Below are 17577 nucleotides of genomic sequence, written 5' to 3'. Positions count from 1 at the left end.
TCCATTTTGAATGTGTATGACAAGGAGTGAGCCATGCTGTCTGTCCGCCTGCCTGAAACCGTTGAACGCGAATTGACCCAGTATTGCGCCGCACGCAAACTGAGCAAATCGCATGTTGTGCAAGAAGCCCTGGCCGAGTATTTGGTGGCGGCCAAAACGGCCCCCAGCCAAAGCGCAGCGCCCGAGCCTGACCTGTCTTTTCTGGCCCCGGACGATCCAATCCGTCAGTTCATTGGCATCATCAAAGAGGGGCCCAGCACCGACGAGTGGATGGCCATCACACGCGGCGAAGATTGGAACAAACCATGATCTTGGTGGACACCAACGTGCTGCTGGACATTTACAAGGCCGATCCGATCTGGATGCCTTGGTCTTTGCAACAACTGCGCAGCGCCAAAGCCGGAGAACTGGCCACCAACATGGTGGTGTATGCCGAGTTGGCAGGGCACCCTGCCGAGCCAGCGCACTTGGACCAGTTTCTGGACGCGTTGGCCGTGCAGATGTTGGACCTGTCACGCCCCGCCGCCCGCTTGGCGGGCTTGGCCTTTCGGCAATACCGACAACGCGGCGGCACCAAAACCGGCGTATTGCCCGACTTTTTCATCGGGGCGCACGCCCAAGCCGAGGGTTATCAGTTGCTGACCCGCGATGCGGGGCGCTACAAAACGTACTTTCCGAAGATCAAGCTGATTTGCCCCTGATCACCCACCGCATCCACAGGACACCCCATGGGCCAACTCGCACTCGCCGCCAAAATCACCCACGTGCCCAGCATGTACCTGAGTGAGATCCCCGGGCCGCGCTTAGGCACACGCCAAAGCGCCATTGACGGCCACAAGGAAATCAGCCGCCGCTGCCGCGACCTTGGCGTGGACACCTTGGTGGTGTTTGACACGCATTGGCTGGTCAACGCCGCGTACCACATCAACTGCGGACCGCATTTCAAGGGCGTGTACACCAGCAACGAGTTGCCACACTTCATCAGCAACATGGCCTTTGAGTCGCCGGGCAACCCAGCGCTGGGGCACTTGCTGGCGCAAGTGGCCAACGACTTTGGTGTGGAAACTTTGGCCCACGACGCCACCACCTTGCAGCCCGAATACGGCACCCTGGTGCCACTGCGTTACATGAACCAAGACCAGCACTTCAAGGTGGTCTCGGTCTCGGCCCTGTGCACCTCGCACTATTTGGCCGACAGCGCCCGCCTGGGTTGGGCCATGCGCGAGGCGGTGGAAAAGCATTACGACGGCAAAGTGGCTTTTTTGGCCAGTGGCAGCTTGAGCCACCGCTTTGCGCAAAACGGTTTGGCCCCCGAGTTTGCCCACAAGATCTGGAGTCCGTTTCTGGAGCAGCTCGACAAGCAGGTGCTGCAGATGTGGGACCAGCGCGAGTGGCAAGCCTTTTGCGAGATGCTGCCCGAGTACGCCAGCAAAGGCCACGGCGAAGGCTTCATGCACGACACCGCCATGCTGCTGGGCGCTCTGGGCTGGACGGGTTATGACGGTGCGGTGGACATGGTGACGCCGTATTTCGGTGCCAGTGGCACAGGCCAGCTCAACGCCATTTTTGAAGTGACGCCGCAAACCGGTCAGCACATTCCGGCAGCGCAAGCCAGCAGCGCGGCGGCTTACACGGCTGTGAGCACCCGGCTATGAACTTTCCCCGCAGGTCGGCGGCTTCAGCCCCGACATGGACCTTGACCAACCCAAGAATGTCGGACCTGAAGGTCCGACCTGCAAAGACCTAGCCATGCCCCATCTCGTCATCCTCTACACCGGCCAACTCGAGCACGAGGTCAGCATGAGCGCGCTGTGCCGCCAGCTGGCCGACGCCATGCTCACCGTCCAGGACGAGGAAGCTAAACAGGTCTTTCCCACCGGCGGCACGCGTGTACTGGCCTACCCTGCACCGCATTACGCGGTGGCCGATGGCGGCGCGGCAGGGCGCGAAGCGGGTGGCACGGGTGACTGCGCTTTTGTGTACCTGAACCTGCGCATGGGCCGTGGCCGCAGCGAGGCCACGCAGCAACGCATTGGGCAAACGCTGCTCGAAGTGGCCAAGGCCTTTTTTGCCCCCGTCATGGCCCAGCGCCACATCGGCATCACGCTGCAAATCGACGTCGGCCCCGAGGTGTTTGACGCGAAGCTCAGCAACCTGCATCCGCTGTTTCAGAAAGCCCAACCATGAAGGTGCGCACTTTGTGTAGGAGCGGTCTCCGACCGCGATCAAGCTTTCAAAAAAGCACATCGCGGTCAGAGACCGCTCCTACGGAGGCACACCATGTTTGACGACACACTGATCCAGCAGCTTGCGCACGAGCTCAACCGGTCCGAAAAAACCCGCGTGCAGATCGAGCACTTTTCCAAGCGCTTTCCCGGCATGAGCATCGATGACGGCTACCGCATCAACCGCGCCTGGATGCAGCTCAAGTTCGCCCAAGGGCGCAGCATGATCGGGCACAAAATTGGCCTGACCAGCCGCGCCATGCAGGTCTCCAGCCAGATCGACGAGCCTGACTACGGCACGCTGCTGGATGACATGCTCTACACCTGCACGCCCGGGCAGGTGCTGGACATTCCCTTCACCGATTTCATCGCCCCGCGTGTCGAGGTGGAGTTGGCCTTCATCCTCAAAAAAGAATTGCGCGGCCCCAAGGTGACGGTGCAGCAAGTCTTGGAGGCCACCGACTACGTCACGCCCGCGATTGAGATCATCGATTCGCGCATCGAGCAGTTTGACCGCCACACCCAGGTGATGCGCAAGGTCTACGACACCATCAGCGACAACGCGGCCAATGCGGGCATTGTGCTGGGGGCCAAGCGGGTTGATCCGCTCACCACCGACCTGCCCTGGTGCGGCGCGGTGCTGCGGCAAAACGGCGTGGTCGAAGAAACCGGCCTGGCGGCGGGCGTGCAAGGTCACCCTGCTGTGGGCATCGCCTGGTTGGCCAACAAACTCGCACCCTGGGGCGAGCACCTGCAAGCCGGTGAAATCGTATTGGCCGGTTCGTTCACCAAGCCCACGCCTGCCAAGCTGGGCGACGTGTTTGAGGCAGACTATGGACCACTGGGCAAGCTGGAGTTCCGGTTTGTTTGAACACATGGCTTCGTTCAACGCCGGTGGTGGGTTGTTGGGGACGGGGTGGCAGCCCGGGCTCAGAGGCGCTTCGCTTTGCCACATCGCCCGAGCCGCCACCCCGCCCCCAACAAGCTGCAAGCCTTCTTCCCTTTAAAACGAGAAAACGTCCCATGAACACTCCCACAAACCTTTTCAAACAAGCCCTGCAAAACCAACAGCCTCAAATCGGCCTGTGGATGGGCCTGGCCAGCGCTTACACCGCCGAAATCTGCGCCTTGGCCGGGTTTGACTGGCTGGTGATCGACGGCGAACACGCCCCCAACGACCTGCACAGCATCCAGGCCCAACTGCAAACCGTGGCCGCCTACCCGGCCAGCCACCCGGTGTGTCGCGTGCCTGTGGGCGAGACAGCGCTCATCAAGCAATACCTCGACCTCGGGGCGCAAAACATCCTGGTGCCCATGGTCGACACAGCCGAGCAAGCCGCGCAATTGGTGCAGGCCATGCGCTACCCGCAAGATGATGGCTTGGGCGGTGTGCGCGGCATGGCCGGGGCGCGGGCCTCGCGTTGGGGGCATTACGCCGACTACGCCAAGCGCGCCAATGAAGAAGTCTGCTTGTTAGTGCAAGTCGAAACACGCGAAGCCCTGAACCACCTCGACGCGATTGCGGCCACGCCTGGCGTGGACGGTGTCTTCATCGGCCCGGCCGATTTGTCGGCCAGCATGGGCCATGTGGGCAACGCTGCGCACCCCGAAGTGCAGGCCGCCATTGAAAACGGCATCGCCCGCATCCTGAAGGCCGGCAAAGCCCCCGGCATCCTCACGCCCGAGCGCCCACTGGCCGAGCATTACCTGAAGCTGGGTGCGCTGTTTGTGGCCGTGGGCTTGGACACGCAACTGTTGATGCGCCACACCACCGAGCTGGCAGCACATTTCAAATCTTCGACAACGTCGCTGACACCACAACGTGGTGCCACTTACTGATGTTCATGGCCAAGCAGGACATGCCCCCAGTCGGCTGCTCAAGCATGGATCGCTTCGTGCCTCGCGATGACGGCCGCATCTCCGTCACTGCGAGGCGCGCAGCGACGCGGCAGTCTTCAGATCGCTTCGTGCCTTGCGATGACGGCCGCACCCCCGTCACTGCGAGGAACCCAGCGACGCGGCAGTCTTCAGATCGCTTCGTGCCTTGCGATGACGGCCGCACCTCCGGCACTGCGAGGCGCGCAGCGACGCGGCAGTCTTCAGATCGCTTCGTGCCGCGCGATGACGGCCGAACCCCCGTCACTGCGAGGCGCGCAGCGACGCGGCAGTCTTCAAATCGCTTCGTGCCTTGCGATGACGGCCGCACCTCCGTCACTGCGAGGCGCGCAGCGACGCGGCAGTCTTCAGATAACAAATGGGGTCTGACCCCAATTCACCAATTCAACAATTCATGACCCCAATTCAATAGATGACACTCAAAATCAAAAGGAGACCTCACATGTTCCCATCGCCCCAACCGGTGGTGCCTTCGCTGCAAGCGCGGGTGCACTCTGACGAATGGCAAGCGCGTTTGCAGCTGGCGGCTTGTTACCGTGTCTTTGCCCTGCTGGGCTGGACCGAGATGATTTACAACCACATCACACTGCGCCTGCCGGACAGCGTCACGGGGGGCGAGAAGCACTTTTTGATCAACCCCTTTGGCCTGCACTACAGCGAGGTCACAGCCAGCAACCTGGTCAAGATCGACGTGCAAGGCCGGGTGCAGGGTGGCTCGCCTTACCCCGTCAATCCGGCTGGCTTCACGGTGCATGCCGCCGTGCACGAGGGCCTGGCCGGCGCGCATTGCGTGATGCACACCCACACCACGGCGGGCGTGGCCGTGGCCTGTGTGCAAGGCGGTTTGCAGCAGACCAATTTTTACAGCGCCCAGCTGCACAACATGGTGGCCTACCACGACTTCGAGGGCATCACCATCCATGCCGAGGAAGCGCCGCGCCTGCTGCGCAGCATCGGCAACAAACAAGCCGTCATCTTGCGCAACCATGGCCTGCTGGCTTGGGGGCACACCTTGCCCCAAACCTTTGCGGTGCTCTGGACTTTGCAGCGCGCCTGCGAAATCCAGCTGGCCACGTTCAGCATGGGCCAGCCCATCACAGTGCCCGAGGCCATCGCTGACAAGTGCACCCGGGATGCCCTGCAGTTCAACCCGAACCACGGCGCGGGCGAAGACGTTTTTCAATCGCTGGTGCGCCAAGTCGACCGGCAAGACAAGGGGTGGCGCGCATGAACGTCTGTATCTACGGCGCAGGTGCCATTGGTGGCTGGATCGGCGCGCACTTGGCGCAACAAGGCTGCAGCTTGAGCGCGGTAGCGCGAGGGGCCACGCTTGAAGCCCTGCAACAAAACGGCCTGGTGTTGCTGCAAGGTGAGCAAGAGATTCGCACTTCTTTGGTGGCGCGCGAGAACCCCGCCGATTTGGGCGTGCAAGACCTGGTGATTGTGGCTGTGAAAGCCCCCGCCATGGCCGACGTGGCCCGGCGCATCGGACCGCTGCTGGGGCCCAACACCCTTGTTTTAACGGCCATGAACGGCGTGCCATGGTGGTTTTTGCAGGGCTTTGGGGGCGCTTTGTCGGGCACCCACTTGAATTCGGTTGACCCGGGCGGGGTGATCGCGCAGCACATCCCGGCCCCGCAAGTGGTGGGCGGCGTGGTGCACGCCAGTTGCTCTGTCGACATGCCGGGTGTGATCAGGCATCACTTTGGCAAGGGTTTGATTTTGGGCGAGCCCAGTGGTGCCGACACAGCCCGTGTGCAAGCGCTGGTGGCTTTGCTGTCGCGCGCGGGTTTCAACGCCACTGTCTCGCCGCAAATCCAAAAAGACGTTTGGTACAAGCTGTGGGGCAACATGACCATCAACCCCATCAGCGCCTTCACCGGGGCCACGACTGACCTGATCTTGGACGACCCGCTGGTGCGCGACTTGGTCTCGCGCATCATGCTGGAAGCCAAAACCATTGGTGAGCACATCGGCATCCCGATGGCGCAAACACCCGAGGACCGCCATGCGGTCACGCGCAAGCTCGGCGCTTTTCGCACCTCCATGCTGCAAGACGTGGATGCTGGCAAGCCGGTCGAGCTCGATGCCCTGGTGGCCTCGGTGCGGGAATTGGGTCAACTGTCGGGCGTGCCGACCCCTTTCACCGACGCTTTGCTGGGCCTTGCACGCCTGCATGCGCGAGGCCTGGGCCTGTACCCATGAACGCCACCGCCAAACCCGGCTTGAGCAATGCGGCTTTTAGCAGCTTGCTGCTGATCGCCTTCATGATGGGTGCCAACCATGTGGCCGCCCGCACGGCTTTCAACCATGGCTTGGATGTGGTCACGGCGGTGACGGTGCGCAGCCTCATCACCGCCAGCGTGGTGGCGCTGATTTTGTGGCAGCAAAAGGTGGCCTTTCGGGTTTTGCCCGCGCAGCGCAAATACCTGGGCCTGGTGGGCCTGCTGATCACGGTGCAAAGCGTGTGCCTGTACTCAGCCGTGGCACGTTTGCCGGTGGCACTGGCCTTGCTGGCCTTCAACACCTACCCCTTGACCACAGCCCTGTGGGCCCGAATTTTGTACGGGCACCAACCCGAAAGGGCTGTGCTGTGGGCCATGCCCGTGCTGATGGCCGGACTGGCTTTGGCACTGGATGTGCTGGGGGCGGCCTCGGGCTTGGGCGCTGCACAGCATTGGGGGCAAATCGGCGCGGGGGTGGGTTTTGCCTTGGCTGCCTCCACCACCTTTGGCCTGGCCTTGGTGCTCACCCAACACGAAACCGTGGGCGTGGATGGACGGCTGCGCACCTTCATCACCATGGCCACAGTTGGCGTGCTGGCCGCTGCCGTGGCTTTGACCCAAGGCGGGTTTCAATGGCCGCAGGCGCAGCCCGGTTGGTGGGGTTTGGCGCTGCTGACCATGTTGTACGGCACGGCCTTCACCATCATGTTCACGGTGTTGCCCAAATTGGGGGTGGTGGGCAATTCGGCCATCATGAACGTGGAGCCCGTGTTCGCGCTGGTGCTGGCCTGGGCGCTGCTGAGCCAAGCCATTGCCCCCCTTCAGTTGCTCGGGGCAGCCGTGGTGGTGACCACGGTCATGTGGCTGGGCTTGCGCAAGCCCTGAACTTCAGCGCGAATTCAGCGCAAACGGCGGATCAGGCTGGAGGTGTCCCAGCGGCCGCCGCCCATTTTTTGCACGTCGGCATAGAACTGGTCGACCAGCGCGGTGACGGGCAAGCGGGCACCGTTGCGTTTGGCTTCGTCCAGCACCAGGCCCAGGTCTTTGCGCATCCAGTCCACCGCAAAGCCAAACTCAAACTTGTCATCGGCCATGGTCTTGCCGCGGTTGTCGAGTTGCCAGCTTTGCGCGGCACCCTTGCCAATCACCTCCAGCACCTGGTGCATGTCCAGACCCGCTTGTTGGCCGAAGGCAATCGCCTCGGACAAGCCTTGCACCAGTCCGGCGATGCAAATTTGGTTGACCATCTTGGCCAACTGGCCCGCGCCCGATGCGCCGAGCAAGGTAAACGCCCGCGAAAACGCCATGGCCGCAGGCTTGACCTGGTCAAACGCCCCAGCATCGCCGCCGCACATCACGGTGAGCAAGCCGTTTTGCGCGCCCGCCTGACCACCCGAGACCGGTGCATCAACAAAATGCAAACCCAGCTTTTGGGCTGCGGCATACAACTCGCGGGCCACTTCGGCAGACGCCGTGGTGTGGTCGACAAAAATCGCGCCGGGCTTCATGCCGGCAAACGCGCCGTCGGCGGCCCTTTGGCCTGCGCCCAAATCCTTGCCCAGCACCACGCTGCGCAGATCGGCGTCGTTGCCCACGCAGGCGAACACGATGTCGGCACCGGCTGCGGCTTCGCGCGGGGTGGGCGCTGTGGCGTTACCCGGGCACTCGGCGGCCCAGGCGGCGGCTTTGGCGGCGCTGCGGTTGTACACGGTGACGTGGTGGCCAGCACGGGCCAAATGGCCCGCCATGGGGTAGCCCATCACGCCCAAGCCCAAAAAGGCGACTTGGCGTGTGGGGGTGGCTTCGTAGGTTTTGGCAGCAATGGGGCTCATGGAAGGTCTCTGTGGTGGTCGTGGAAAAAGCCTAATTTAGCAGCCCGGCGGCGCAGGGCTTGGGTCTGGGTGGATTTTTCTGCCGGGTTGGCGACAGCTTGACGCGGCCATCACTGAAAACCTGGCGGCGCTTGAGGCCGGTGCTTGGGGCGCTTGGTGGGGCTGGGTTGACAGATCGCAGGGGGTCTGAGAAAGCCGTGTTCGGGGTGTGTTTGGGGGTTTTGGTACGCTCACGCCATGAACTTTGCCATTGCCGAAAACCTCACACGTGTCCATGCCCAGATGGCCGCGGCCTGTTTGGCCGCAGGACGCCCAGCGGGCAGCGTGACTTTGCTGGCGGTGTCCAAAACCTGGGGGCCGCAGGCCGTGCGCGCCGCCCATGCCGCAGGCCAGACGGCCTTTGGTGAAAACTACATCCAAGAGGCGGTGGACAAGATCGCCGCCTTGCAAGACCTGCCGCTGGTGTGGCACTGCATCGGCCCGATCCAAAGCAACAAAAGCCGTTTGGTGGCCGAACACTTTGACTGGGTGCACAGCATCGACCGCCTGAAAATTGCCCAGCGCCTGTCCGAGCAGCGCCCCGAGCACCTGCCGCCCTTGCAGGTGTGCATCCAGGTCAATGTGGACGGGGGCCAGACCAAGTCGGGCGTGTCGCCGTCAGACTTGTCAGCCCTGGCCCAAACCGTGGCGGCTTTGCCGCGCATGCAATTGCGCGGCCTGATGACCATCCCCGAACCTGCCGAAACCGAGGCGCAGATGCGCGCCGTGCACCGCCAGGCCAAAGACTTGTTTGAGCAATTGCGCGCGCAAGGTCTGCCGCTGGACACCTTGTCGATGGGCATGAGCGTCGACATGGCCGCTGCCATCGCCGAAGGCAGCACCTTGGTGCGGGTGGGCACGGCGATTTTTGGCCAGCGCTGACAAAGACTGACGATCCATCGCAGACCACCACCCAGCGCCTGAGGGTTTGCAGGGCGTGTTCCACGCCCATCGCCCACAGGGGTGGGCTCCTACAAAAAAGCCAGCCCTTGGATGTTGTTCAATATTTCAGCGTACCGATTCAATAGGACTACCGCAGCTTGAACACGCTGCGCCGCTCCCCCACCGGCGTCCCCGCCACATTCAGCAACACCTGGGCGCGCCAAGGCGCCAGCGCTTGGCGCTGGGCATCGTCCAGCCAGCCCAGTTGGTCCAGCGCTTCAACAGTGGCGGCAAACAGCGCCGCCTTGTTGCCGTCCATGATTTTGATGGCCAAGGCTTGGCCCCGCGAACGGCTGCCCACCACCTGCACGCCGTCGGCCCCGACTTTGCTGACCCAGTCGCCCCGACCGGCGCGCATGAAGTCGGCGTCGTTGCGCCCGCTGCCCGAGACCAGCTCGGGGTGCGTGCGCATGGCCTGGCCCAGCTGCGCCAAGCTCTCGCCATACAAGGCATCTGATTCGGGTTGCGCCAGCCGGGCATAGCTGCGCGCCAAGCGCGACAAGGGCATGGCGTAGTTGGGGGCCGAGCAGCCGTCTATGCCCAGCGCCAGCGCTTCTTCGTCCAGACCGGCCAGATGCGCCACGGCCTGGCGAATTTTTTGTTGCAGCGGGTGGTCCACTTCGGTGTAGCTGTCGGTGGGCAAGCCGTGCTGCACGCAATACGCCAAAAACCCGCTGTGTTTGCCGCTGCAGTTGTGGTGCCGCTCGTCGTAGGCAAAGCCTTCGGGCATGGGGCGGTCCAAAAACGTGAAGCGGTAAGGCACATGGCAGCCGCAGCGCATCTGGCGCGTGCTGCTGCCGCTTTTGCGCAAGATAGACGACACCTGCTCGACGTGCATGTCTTCGCCGTTGTGGCTGGCGCACATCAGGGCCAGCTCTGTCGGGGTGAAGCCGAAATGCGCGACGCCGCCCGATTGCACCAGCGGCAGCGCCTGCATGGCCTTGAGGGTGGATCGGGTGAAGCACAGCCAGTGCGGGTTGCCCACTTGCGCCAGCACACGGCCCTCGGTGTCGGTCACAGCCAGTGCGCCCATGTGCAGGCACTCCTGTACGCCGTTGCGGGTCAGCTCGATCAGGGGTTCAAAGTTCATGAACAGGTCTTTGTGTTTGAAAAAAACCCAGTTTAAATTGTCCCGAACTTGTCCCGAACTTGACCCGCCGTCCCCGTCGCAGCGCCGCACAATGGCCAGATGCAAAACATCTTTTCCCCTCTTCAGGCCCAAGTCGTGCAGTGGCTGGTGGCCCCCGGTGAAGCTGTGGCCGCAGGCGATGTGCTGGTGGTTCTGGAAGCCATGAAGATGGAGCACGAAGTCCGCGCCCCCCATGCCGGGCGCTTGGACGCGCTGTTCTTTCGGGCGGGCGAGACGGTGAATGAGGGGGATGCCTTGGCCAGCTGGGGGCGGCTGGACGCAGCGCCCGTGCAAAGCGTCGCCGTAGCCCAAACACCCGCCTCCTCAGGGGTGCCGTCGGCTTTGGCCGTCACACCTCAGGCCTTGCCTCATTGCGCAACCAGCGCCGCAGCCCAGAACAGCCCGCGCGCAGACCTGCAAAAACTGCAAGAGCGCCTGGCTTTCACGCTCGACGCTGCACGCCCCGAGGCGGTGGCCAAGCGCCACGCTTTGGGGCTGCGCACGGCACGCGAAAACATCGCCGATCTGTGCGACCCGGACTCCTTCGTGGAATACGGCGCACTGGCCGTGGCCGCGCAAAGCCGCCGCCGCAGTGCCGACGACCTCATGCGCAACACGCCCGCCGACGGCATGGTCACCGGCATCGGCTGCATCCACGGCCAGCGCGTGGTGGTCATGGCTTACGACTTCACCGTGTTGGCGGGCACGCAGGGCATGCGCAACCACCAAAAAACCGACCGCATGTTGGGCATCGCCCTGCAGCACAAATTGCCCGTGCTGCTGTTCGCCGAAGGCGGTGGGGGCCGACCGGGTGATGTCGATGTCGCCATCTTGGCGGGTTTGAACCTGACCACCTTTGCTTCTTTTGCGCGCCTGAATGGCCATGTGCCAGTGGTGGGCGTGGTGGCGGGGCGCTGCTTTGCGGGCAACGCGGCTTTGCTGGGCTGCTGCGACGTGATCATCGCAAGCCGTGGCAGCAACATCGGCATGGGCGGCCCGGCCATGGTCGAAGGCGGGGGCTTGGGCGTGTTCAAGCCCGAGCAAATTGGCCCGAGCGAGGTGCAGCACAACAACGGCGTGATCGACATCTTGGTCGACAACGAAGCGCAGGCGGTGTCAGCGGCGCGGCATTACCTGTCGTGTTTTCAGGGCGCGCAAACCACATGGCAAGCGCCCCCCGCCCAAGCGCTGCGCCATGTGGTGCCTGAAAACCGGCTGCGCGTGTACGACACCCGCGCCGCCATGCAAGGCATTGCCGATGAGGGCAGTCTGCTGCCTTTGCGCACCGGCTTTGGCGTGGGCATCCACACCGCGCTGGCGCGCATCGCAGGGCGGCCGGTGGGCCTCATGGCCAACAACCCGCTGCACTTGGGTGGTGCCATCGACGCCGATGCCGCCGACAAAGCCGCCCGCTTCATGCAGTTGTGCAACGCGCATGGTCTGCCCATCATCAGTTTGGTGGACACGCCCGGCTTCATGGTCGGGCCAGACACCGAGGCCACGGCGCAGGTGCGGCACGTCTCGCGCCTGTTTGTGGCGGCCGCGCACCTGCGGGTGCCGCTGCTCAGTGTGGTGCTGCGCAAGGGCTATGGCCTGGGCGCGATGGCCATGACCGGCGGGGGCTTTCACGAAACCCTGAGCACCGTGGCCTGGCCCACCGGCGAGTTTGGCGGCATGGGGCTGGAGGGTGCGGTGCGCCTGGGTTACCGCAAAGAACTCGAAGCCCTGCCCGAAGGCCCCGAGCGCGAAGCTTTGTTTGAGCAGTTGCTGGCGCAGCAATACGACAACGGCAGCGCCGTCCACATGGCCGCCACGCTGGAGATCGATGCGGTGATCGACCCGGCCGAAACACGCGCGTGGCTGGTGGCGGGGCTGCATGCGGGGCAGGTGCGGCCCGCCGATGGCCGCTTGGCCATCGACACTTGGTGATGCAGACGGCCGCTTTGACAAAGCCAAGGTGCTGGCGCGGCGGTGCGCTGAAAAACGCTCAGCGGGTCGGGCGGCTCAGACGCTGCAGTTCTTCTTCTGAGATTTCTTCAAACACCTGCACCACTTTGGTCACACCACCCATGCTGCGGGCGATGTCGGTGGCGCGCTTGGCTTCGCGAGGGGTCACACGGCCCATCAAATAGACGGTGCCGCGCTCGGTCATCACCTTGATGGCGTTGACTTGCAAATCTTTGGCGTCCACAAATGCAGCTTTGACCCTGCCTGTTATGACCGAGTCTTTGGAGCGCTGGGTCAATGTGCTGATGGGCATCACGGCCAAATCATTCACCACAGCCAGCACATTTTCTTGGCTTGCGGCCAACACCTCTGCCCGAGCTTTGTCGGCTGCCGAGCCCACCTCGCCGCTGAGCAAGACTTGGCGGTTGAAACTCAGCACATTCAAATGGATGCGGTCACCCATTTCTTTGCGCACAGCGCTGGCCACTTTGACCTCAATGGTCTGGTCTTCCAGCTGGGTGCCCGTGGTGCGGCGGTCGGTGGCCACCACGCCGGTCATGACCGCTCCGCCCACGATCAGCGGCGCACAAGCACTCAGACTGGCCAAACTCGCCAGCAAAAGCGCACCGTAAACCGCGCGTTGAAATTGAGGTTTCATTTAAAAAGACTCCTGTTCACCCAACAACTGGGTGTCAATACCATCACACAAACAGTGCAGCACCAAGTGCTGCACCTCGCGAATTCGGGCCACACGCTCATGCGGCACGCCAACATGCACATCGGTCTCACGCAGCTGTCGGGCCAATGCCCCGCCGGGGTGACCGGTCAGCGCCACCACACTCATCTCACGCTCGTGCGCCGCCTGCACAGCCAGCACCAAGGCCTGCTCAGCCCCTTGTGCGCTGATGAGAAAAAGCACATCCCCGGTGTGGCCCAAGGCACGCACTTGGCTGGCTAAAGCCTGTTCATCGGGCCACAGGCTGGCCATTTGTGCATCCCCCGACAAGGCCAGCGCCGACAGGCCCGGTCGGTCGCGCTCAAAGCCAGCCAACAACAACACAGCCAGGTATTGCGCCAAGCCCGCCGATGCGCCTTGGCCTGCGGTGAGCACTTTGCCGCCCCCGGTGACGCAAGCCAAGACCGCCTGAACCGCGGCTTCGACCGGTTTGGCCAAGCTCTCAGCCAACTTGTAATGCAGGTCGGCACTGTCAATGAAATGCTGTTGAATGCGCAGGTCTAACATGGGCCGCATGATAACCCCGCCGGGCTGGCGCGCCACCCTTGTAGCTCACCATCGCCCGCTTTGGCCCGGCTTATGGCCAGGCTGACAAGCCAACAGGGCCGGCTGACAAGCCAACAGGGCCCGCTTGGGCACGCGGTGACCCTTTTTTACCCGCTTGGTTGGTGCCCCCGCCTCGACCAAGTGGCCGGCTCAGAGTTCAGCTGGCATCAAATGCCGCTTGCAACCACTGCGGCTCACGGCCCTCCAGCGACACCACATCAAAACGGGCAGGAGGCAAATGTCGCCAAGTGAGCAAAAAATGACGGGCCGCGTACACGATGCGCCGCTGCTTGTGCATGCCCACGGTGGCGGCTGCGCCGCCAAAGTCAGCTCGGCTGCGCTTTCGCACCTCCACAAACACCACCGTGCCGTCTTGACATTGCATGATCAGGTCAATTTCACCGCCGCCACGACCGGGGGTCCGATAATTGCGTTGCAACAGCCGCAAGCCCTGCGCTTGCAAAAAGGCCATGGCCTCGTCTTCGCCCGCATCACCTCGGGCTTTGGTGGTGGTTTGGCCCACCCTGTCTTTTTTGAGGAATTGCATTGACGCCGTCTCCCTTGTCTGCCCCGTATGCCCAGGCCCTTGCTGCAGCGCATGAAGCCACAGCCGCGCAAAACCACCCGGCCAGCACACTGTATGTGGTGGCCACCCCGATTGGCAACCTCGCCGACATCAGTTTGCGCGCCTTGCATATTTTGGCCCGGGTCGACGTGGTCGCTTGCGAGGACACCCGCCACACCCAGCAACTGCTGCGGGCCTATGGACTGGAGCGGCCCGGTCACCAACTGCTGGCGGTGCACCAGCACAACGAAGCCCAAGCGGCCCTCAGCGTGCTGGGGCATTTGGGGCAAGGTTTGCGCGTGGCCTACGTGAGCGATGCGGGCACCCCCGCCATCAGCGACCCTGGGGCGCGCTTGGTTGACGCTGTGCGACAGGCCGGGTTTCGCGTCATGCCCTTGCCCGGGGCCAGCAGCGTGACCACGGCTTTGAGCGCTTCGGGCATGACTGGCGACAGCGGCTTTGTGTTTGCCGGTTTTTTGCCCACCAAATCCAGCGAGCGGCAACAGGCCGTGCAATCCTTGGCGCAAGAATGCCGCGCCGTGGTGCTGCTCGAAGCCCCCCACCGGATTGAAGCTTTGGCCCAGGCCTTGGCTGTGCTGGGCCCGCGCCGCGTCACGCTGGGGCGTGAGCTGACCAAGCAATTCGAACAGATTGAAACCCTGCCAGCACAAGAATTGAGCGCTTGGCTGGCTGGCAAACCCGAACGTTTGCGGGGTGAGTTTGTGCTGGTGCTGCACACGGCGCCAGTCCCCGCCAGCGCTGACGAGGGCCTGCGTGTGCTGCAGCTGCTGCTGCCTGAGTTGCCGCTCAAAACCGCGGTCCGACTGGCGGCAGAGATTTCGGGCGAGCCTAAAAACGCCTTGTACGAACAGGCGCTGGCCATGAAAAAGCCAAGCTGATCGCCGGCCGAGCTGGTTTTTTCGGCCTCCATCACGCTCGTCCCGGCCCTGAGCCAGGCTCTGCAAAGCACTGGGGCTGCGGGCCAAGGGCGGCCGTGCGCAGATGATCCCGGGTCTTTGCCCGGGCAAGCAAAAAATACCCCGGGCAAAAACAACTTTCCCAGACAACAACCAATGCCCCGGGATGGCGAGCACAAGCCTGGGATGTCAATGCATTTGCACCCTGTGAATGCGTGCCCCGCATCGGGTCGAATCCATCAACCGCCCTGGCCCTCTGGCGCAAGCTGGGTCAACTTGAATGCAGCCAGCTGCTCAAGCTGACAGCCCTTGCCTGACACACGGGCTGGGCAAGCGCCGGTTTGGGCAGTTGCAGACTTGCGCATTCTTTTGGGCGGCTACTTTACACAACCGCCGCAGTGCTAGGCGTGTCACACCACATTTCAATGCGAAGGCATCAAAAATGCCCCAGCCTGAACTCAAAAACACAAAGAGACCCATCAAAAAGACCGCCCAAAGGCGGTCTGGTGGCTCGTTTATCCCACGCTGGGCATCACGGTTGGGGCAAGATCACTTTGTCGATCACGTGGATCACGCCGTTGCTGGTCAGCACGTCGGTGCTAATGATGTTGGCGCTGCGCGATCTTTGGTCGGTGATGGCCAATGCGGCGTTGACCGTGAAGGTCTCCCCCTGCACCGTGGTGATGGCGCTGCCCACAGGCACCTGCGCCTTCAACACCAAACCGGGCACCACGTGGTAAGTCAACACTTTGGTCAGCAGAGTCTTATTTGCCAGCAAAGCTTCTTTGGTGATGCTCAGTTCTGTCAACAAGGCCGCGAAGGCCGCGTCTGTCGGGGCAAAAACAGTGAATGGACCTGCACCACTCAAAGTGTTTTGCAAGTCTGCCGCAACAATGGCCTCGACCAAAATGGTGAATTGGGGTTGGGGCGCAGTGCTCAAAGCAATGGCGGTTTGAACCACGTTCTTGTCCGCGGGCAGCAAGACTTTGTCGATGATGTGCACCACCCCATTTTGCGCGCCCACGTCGGCTGTCACGACATTGCTCACGCGGTTGCGTCCGTCGGTGATTTTCAAACTTCCACCCGAAGCCTCGGCTTTGAAAATGCCTTTTTGCAGCGTGGTGATGGGCTGGCCCAAGGGCACAGCGGTGGACACCACTTTGGAGCCCAACACGTGGTAGGTCAACACCGAGGTCAACAAAGCTTTGTCGGCCAGCAACTGGGCTTTGGTCAAATTGAGATCTGACAGCAAAGCCGTAAAAGCCTCGTTGGTCGGCGCAAATACAGTAAAAGGCCCCGCTCCGCGCAAAGTCGTCTCCAAGCCAGCGGCCTCAATGGCCTCACCCAAAACGCTCAAGTTGGTGTTGCTTTTTGCCAGACTCACTATGTCTAAGGCCTCGTTTTCGTGGTCGCTGCCGCCGCAAGCCGACAGCATGGCTGCACCAGCGGTGATCAACGCGACCACCCATCTCTTCATGTTCGATTTCATGTCGCTCTCCTTCGCCTTTAGGCTGTTCATGGTTGAAATTCAGAATAACCGGTCGTTTAAGTTACCGGCTTGTATTAATTTATTACCAATTGGTTTTTTTGTCAACAATTAAGTTTTGTTTGGGGAATTTTCTAGTAGCTGCGTTTCTGATTCGAAAACCTTTACGCAGTGCGCCCGGGCCTGCCCGTCTCTTTACAAGCCAACACAAGGCACAATCTGCCCCCATGAATGTCACCCGCCTCCTCACCCTGACAGCCCTGAGCGTGTTGACACTCGGGGCTTGGCTGGCTTTTGGCTGGGCGGGTCTGGCCTTGGCCCTTGGCGGCATCGTGATGTGGGTGCTGCTGCACTTCACCCGTTTGGTGGCGGTGCTCAAAAAAGCCGCCCACCGCCCCATCGGCCATGTGGCCAGCGCGGTCATGCTCCATGCCAGATTGCAAAAGGGGGTGTCGCTGATGCACGTCATCGCCATGACTCGCGCTTTGGGCCTGTTGCTAACGGCCAAAGACACCCAGCCCGAGGTCTACGCTTGGACGGACGACAGCCAGTCGGTGGTCACCTGCACTTTTGTGGGCGGAAAATTAACCGAATGGACGCTGGTGCGGCCCGAACAGCCAAAGCCGTAAAATCGGCCCAGCTTTTTTTATTGCAGCTTCATAAGGACACTTTCATGAGCGTTGTCATTCCCTCCATGTCAGACCGTGACGGCAAAATCTGGATGGACGGCCAGATGGTCGATTGGCGCGATGCCAAGATCCACGTGCTGAGCCACACCCTGCATTACGGTTGCGGCGCTTTTGAGGGCGTGCGCGCCTACAAAACCGAGCAAGGCACCGCCATCTTCCGGCTGCAAGACCACACCGAGCGCTTGTTCAACAGCGCCAAAATTTTGCGCATGAGCATTCCCTTTACCCAAGCGCAACTCAACGAGGCCCAGCGCGATGTGGTGCGGGCCAACAACTTGGAATCGGGCTACATCCGCCCGCTGACCTGGATTGGTGACAAAAAGTTGGGCGTCAGCCCCAAAGGCAACACCATCCACCTGATGGTGGCCGCTTGGACTTGGGGGGCTTATTTGGGCGAAGACGG

Annotated in this window: 20 protein-coding genes; 14 read left to right on the top strand and 6 right to left on the bottom strand. The window is 62.2% G+C overall.

Annotated features, from left to right (window positions below; all coding sequences use genetic code 11):
* The first annotated feature begins 33 nt into the window (after positions 1-33).
* The 9 genes from ACIQ39_RS06010 to ACIQ39_RS05970 all read left to right on the top strand — a co-directional run bounded on the left by ACIQ39_RS06010 (position 34) and on the right by ACIQ39_RS05970 (position 7231).
* Entirely contained in the window at positions 34-309 is a 276-nt protein-coding gene (locus tag ACIQ39_RS06010) for a hypothetical protein (RefSeq protein ID WP_396433700.1), read from the top strand.
* A complete protein-coding gene (locus ACIQ39_RS06005; protein ID WP_396433699.1) occupies positions 306-701 on the top strand; it encodes a type II toxin-antitoxin system VapC family toxin in 396 nt (131 codons plus the stop codon). Before ACIQ39_RS06010 ends, ACIQ39_RS06005 begins: the two co-directional genes overlap by 4 nt.
* Before the next feature lie 27 nt (positions 702-728).
* The gene (gene hpaD, locus ACIQ39_RS06000; protein WP_396433698.1) at positions 729-1655 is read left to right on the top strand and encodes a 3,4-dihydroxyphenylacetate 2,3-dioxygenase; all 927 of its coding nucleotides are present in this window, start codon (positions 729-731) and stop codon (positions 1653-1655) included.
* A 94-nt stretch (positions 1656-1749) separates the two neighbouring features.
* Positions 1750-2187: a 5-carboxymethyl-2-hydroxymuconate isomerase gene (locus ACIQ39_RS05995; protein ID WP_396433697.1), complete on the top strand. Its 438-nt coding sequence runs from the start codon at positions 1750-1752 to the stop codon at positions 2185-2187.
* Positions 2188-2280: 93 nt separating this feature from the next.
* Positions 2281-3096 carry a 2-oxo-hept-4-ene-1,7-dioate hydratase gene (gene hpaH, locus ACIQ39_RS05990; RefSeq protein ID WP_396433696.1) on the top strand — a complete coding sequence of 272 codons (816 nt, stop codon included), beginning with the start codon at positions 2281-2283 and terminating at the stop codon, positions 3094-3096.
* Positions 3097-3248: 152 nt separating this feature from the next.
* Positions 3249-4064 (top strand): aldolase/citrate lyase family protein, encoded by an 816-nt coding sequence (locus ACIQ39_RS05985; protein ID WP_396433695.1) that lies wholly within the window; start codon positions 3249-3251, stop codon positions 4062-4064.
* Between the two features lie 499 nt (positions 4065-4563).
* Positions 4564-5352 (top strand): class II aldolase/adducin family protein, encoded by a 789-nt coding sequence (locus ACIQ39_RS05980; protein WP_396433694.1) that lies wholly within the window; start codon positions 4564-4566, stop codon positions 5350-5352.
* Positions 5349-6326: a 2-dehydropantoate 2-reductase gene (locus ACIQ39_RS05975; protein WP_396433693.1), complete on the top strand. Its 978-nt coding sequence runs from the start codon at positions 5349-5351 to the stop codon at positions 6324-6326. The genes ACIQ39_RS05980 and ACIQ39_RS05975 overlap by 4 nt, the downstream gene beginning before the upstream one ends.
* A complete protein-coding gene (locus ACIQ39_RS05970) occupies positions 6323-7231 on the top strand; it encodes a DMT family transporter (RefSeq protein ID WP_396433692.1) in 909 nt (302 codons plus the stop codon). Before ACIQ39_RS05975 ends, ACIQ39_RS05970 begins: the two co-directional genes overlap by 4 nt.
* 14 nt (positions 7232-7245) lie before the next feature.
* On the opposite strand, the gene ACIQ39_RS05965 is transcribed toward ACIQ39_RS05970, so the two are convergent.
* Entirely contained in the window at positions 7246-8178 is a 933-nt protein-coding gene (locus ACIQ39_RS05965) for an NAD(P)-dependent oxidoreductase (protein WP_396433691.1), read from the bottom strand.
* 237 nt (positions 8179-8415) lie between these two features.
* On the opposite strand from ACIQ39_RS05965, the gene ACIQ39_RS05960 reads away from it, so the two are divergent.
* A complete protein-coding gene (locus ACIQ39_RS05960) occupies positions 8416-9099 on the top strand; it encodes a YggS family pyridoxal phosphate-dependent enzyme (protein ID WP_396433690.1) in 684 nt (227 codons plus the stop codon).
* A gap of 148 nt (positions 9100-9247) precedes the next feature.
* On the opposite strand, the gene ACIQ39_RS05955 is transcribed toward ACIQ39_RS05960, so the two are convergent.
* The gene (locus tag ACIQ39_RS05955; protein WP_396433689.1) at positions 9248-10249 is read right to left on the bottom strand and encodes an asparaginase; all 1002 of its coding nucleotides are present in this window, start codon (positions 10247-10249) and stop codon (positions 9248-9250) included.
* Positions 10250-10357: 108 nt separating this feature from the next.
* Between ACIQ39_RS05955 and ACIQ39_RS05950 the strand changes: the two genes are divergently transcribed.
* Positions 10358-12217, top strand: coding sequence for a carboxyl transferase domain-containing protein (locus tag ACIQ39_RS05950; protein ID WP_396433720.1), 1860 nt, complete (start codon positions 10358-10360; stop codon positions 12215-12217).
* Positions 12218-12275: 58 nt separating this feature from the next.
* Here the strand turns inward: ACIQ39_RS05950 and ACIQ39_RS05945 are convergent, their stop codons facing one another.
* The 3 genes from ACIQ39_RS05945 to ACIQ39_RS05935 form a co-directional block, all read right to left on the bottom strand.
* Positions 12276-12893: a BON domain-containing protein gene (locus ACIQ39_RS05945; RefSeq protein ID WP_396433688.1), complete on the bottom strand. Its 618-nt coding sequence runs from the start codon at positions 12891-12893 to the stop codon at positions 12276-12278.
* Positions 12894-13478, bottom strand: coding sequence for an SIS domain-containing protein (locus ACIQ39_RS05940; protein ID WP_396433719.1), 585 nt, complete (start codon positions 13476-13478; stop codon positions 12894-12896).
* 196 nt (positions 13479-13674) lie between these two features.
* Positions 13675-14064, bottom strand: a complete 390-nt coding sequence (locus ACIQ39_RS05935; RefSeq protein ID WP_396433687.1) for a YraN family protein — start codon at positions 14062-14064, stop codon at positions 13675-13677.
* Positions 14065-14078: 14 nt separating this feature from the next.
* On the opposite strand from ACIQ39_RS05935, the gene rsmI reads away from it, so the two are divergent.
* A complete protein-coding gene (rsmI, locus tag ACIQ39_RS05930) occupies positions 14079-14981 on the top strand; it encodes a 16S rRNA (cytidine(1402)-2'-O)-methyltransferase (protein ID WP_396433718.1) in 903 nt (300 codons plus the stop codon).
* 550 nt (positions 14982-15531) lie between these two features.
* Here the strand turns inward: rsmI and ACIQ39_RS05925 are convergent.
* The gene (locus tag ACIQ39_RS05925) at positions 15532-16488 is read right to left on the bottom strand and encodes a fasciclin domain-containing protein (RefSeq protein WP_396433686.1); all 957 of its coding nucleotides are present in this window, start codon (positions 16486-16488) and stop codon (positions 15532-15534) included.
* 224 nt (positions 16489-16712) lie between these two features.
* On the opposite strand from ACIQ39_RS05925, the gene ACIQ39_RS05920 reads away from it, so the two are divergent.
* Together ACIQ39_RS05920 and ACIQ39_RS05915 are read left to right on the top strand one after the other, a co-directional pair.
* Positions 16713-17114, top strand: a complete 402-nt coding sequence (locus tag ACIQ39_RS05920) for a glycerate kinase (RefSeq protein ID WP_396433685.1) — start codon at positions 16713-16715, stop codon at positions 17112-17114.
* Positions 17115-17158: 44 nt separating this feature from the next.
* Positions 17159-17577 (top strand): aminotransferase class IV (locus ACIQ39_RS05915; protein WP_396433684.1); only part of this gene is annotated, 419 nt, incomplete at its 3' end.

Source organism: Limnohabitans sp., assembly GCF_044361645.1.
Lineage (GTDB): Bacteria > Pseudomonadota > Gammaproteobacteria > Burkholderiales > Burkholderiaceae_C > Limnohabitans_A.
Note: the sequence above shows the minus strand (reverse complement) of the source record. Positions and strands in the feature narration are given on the sequence as shown.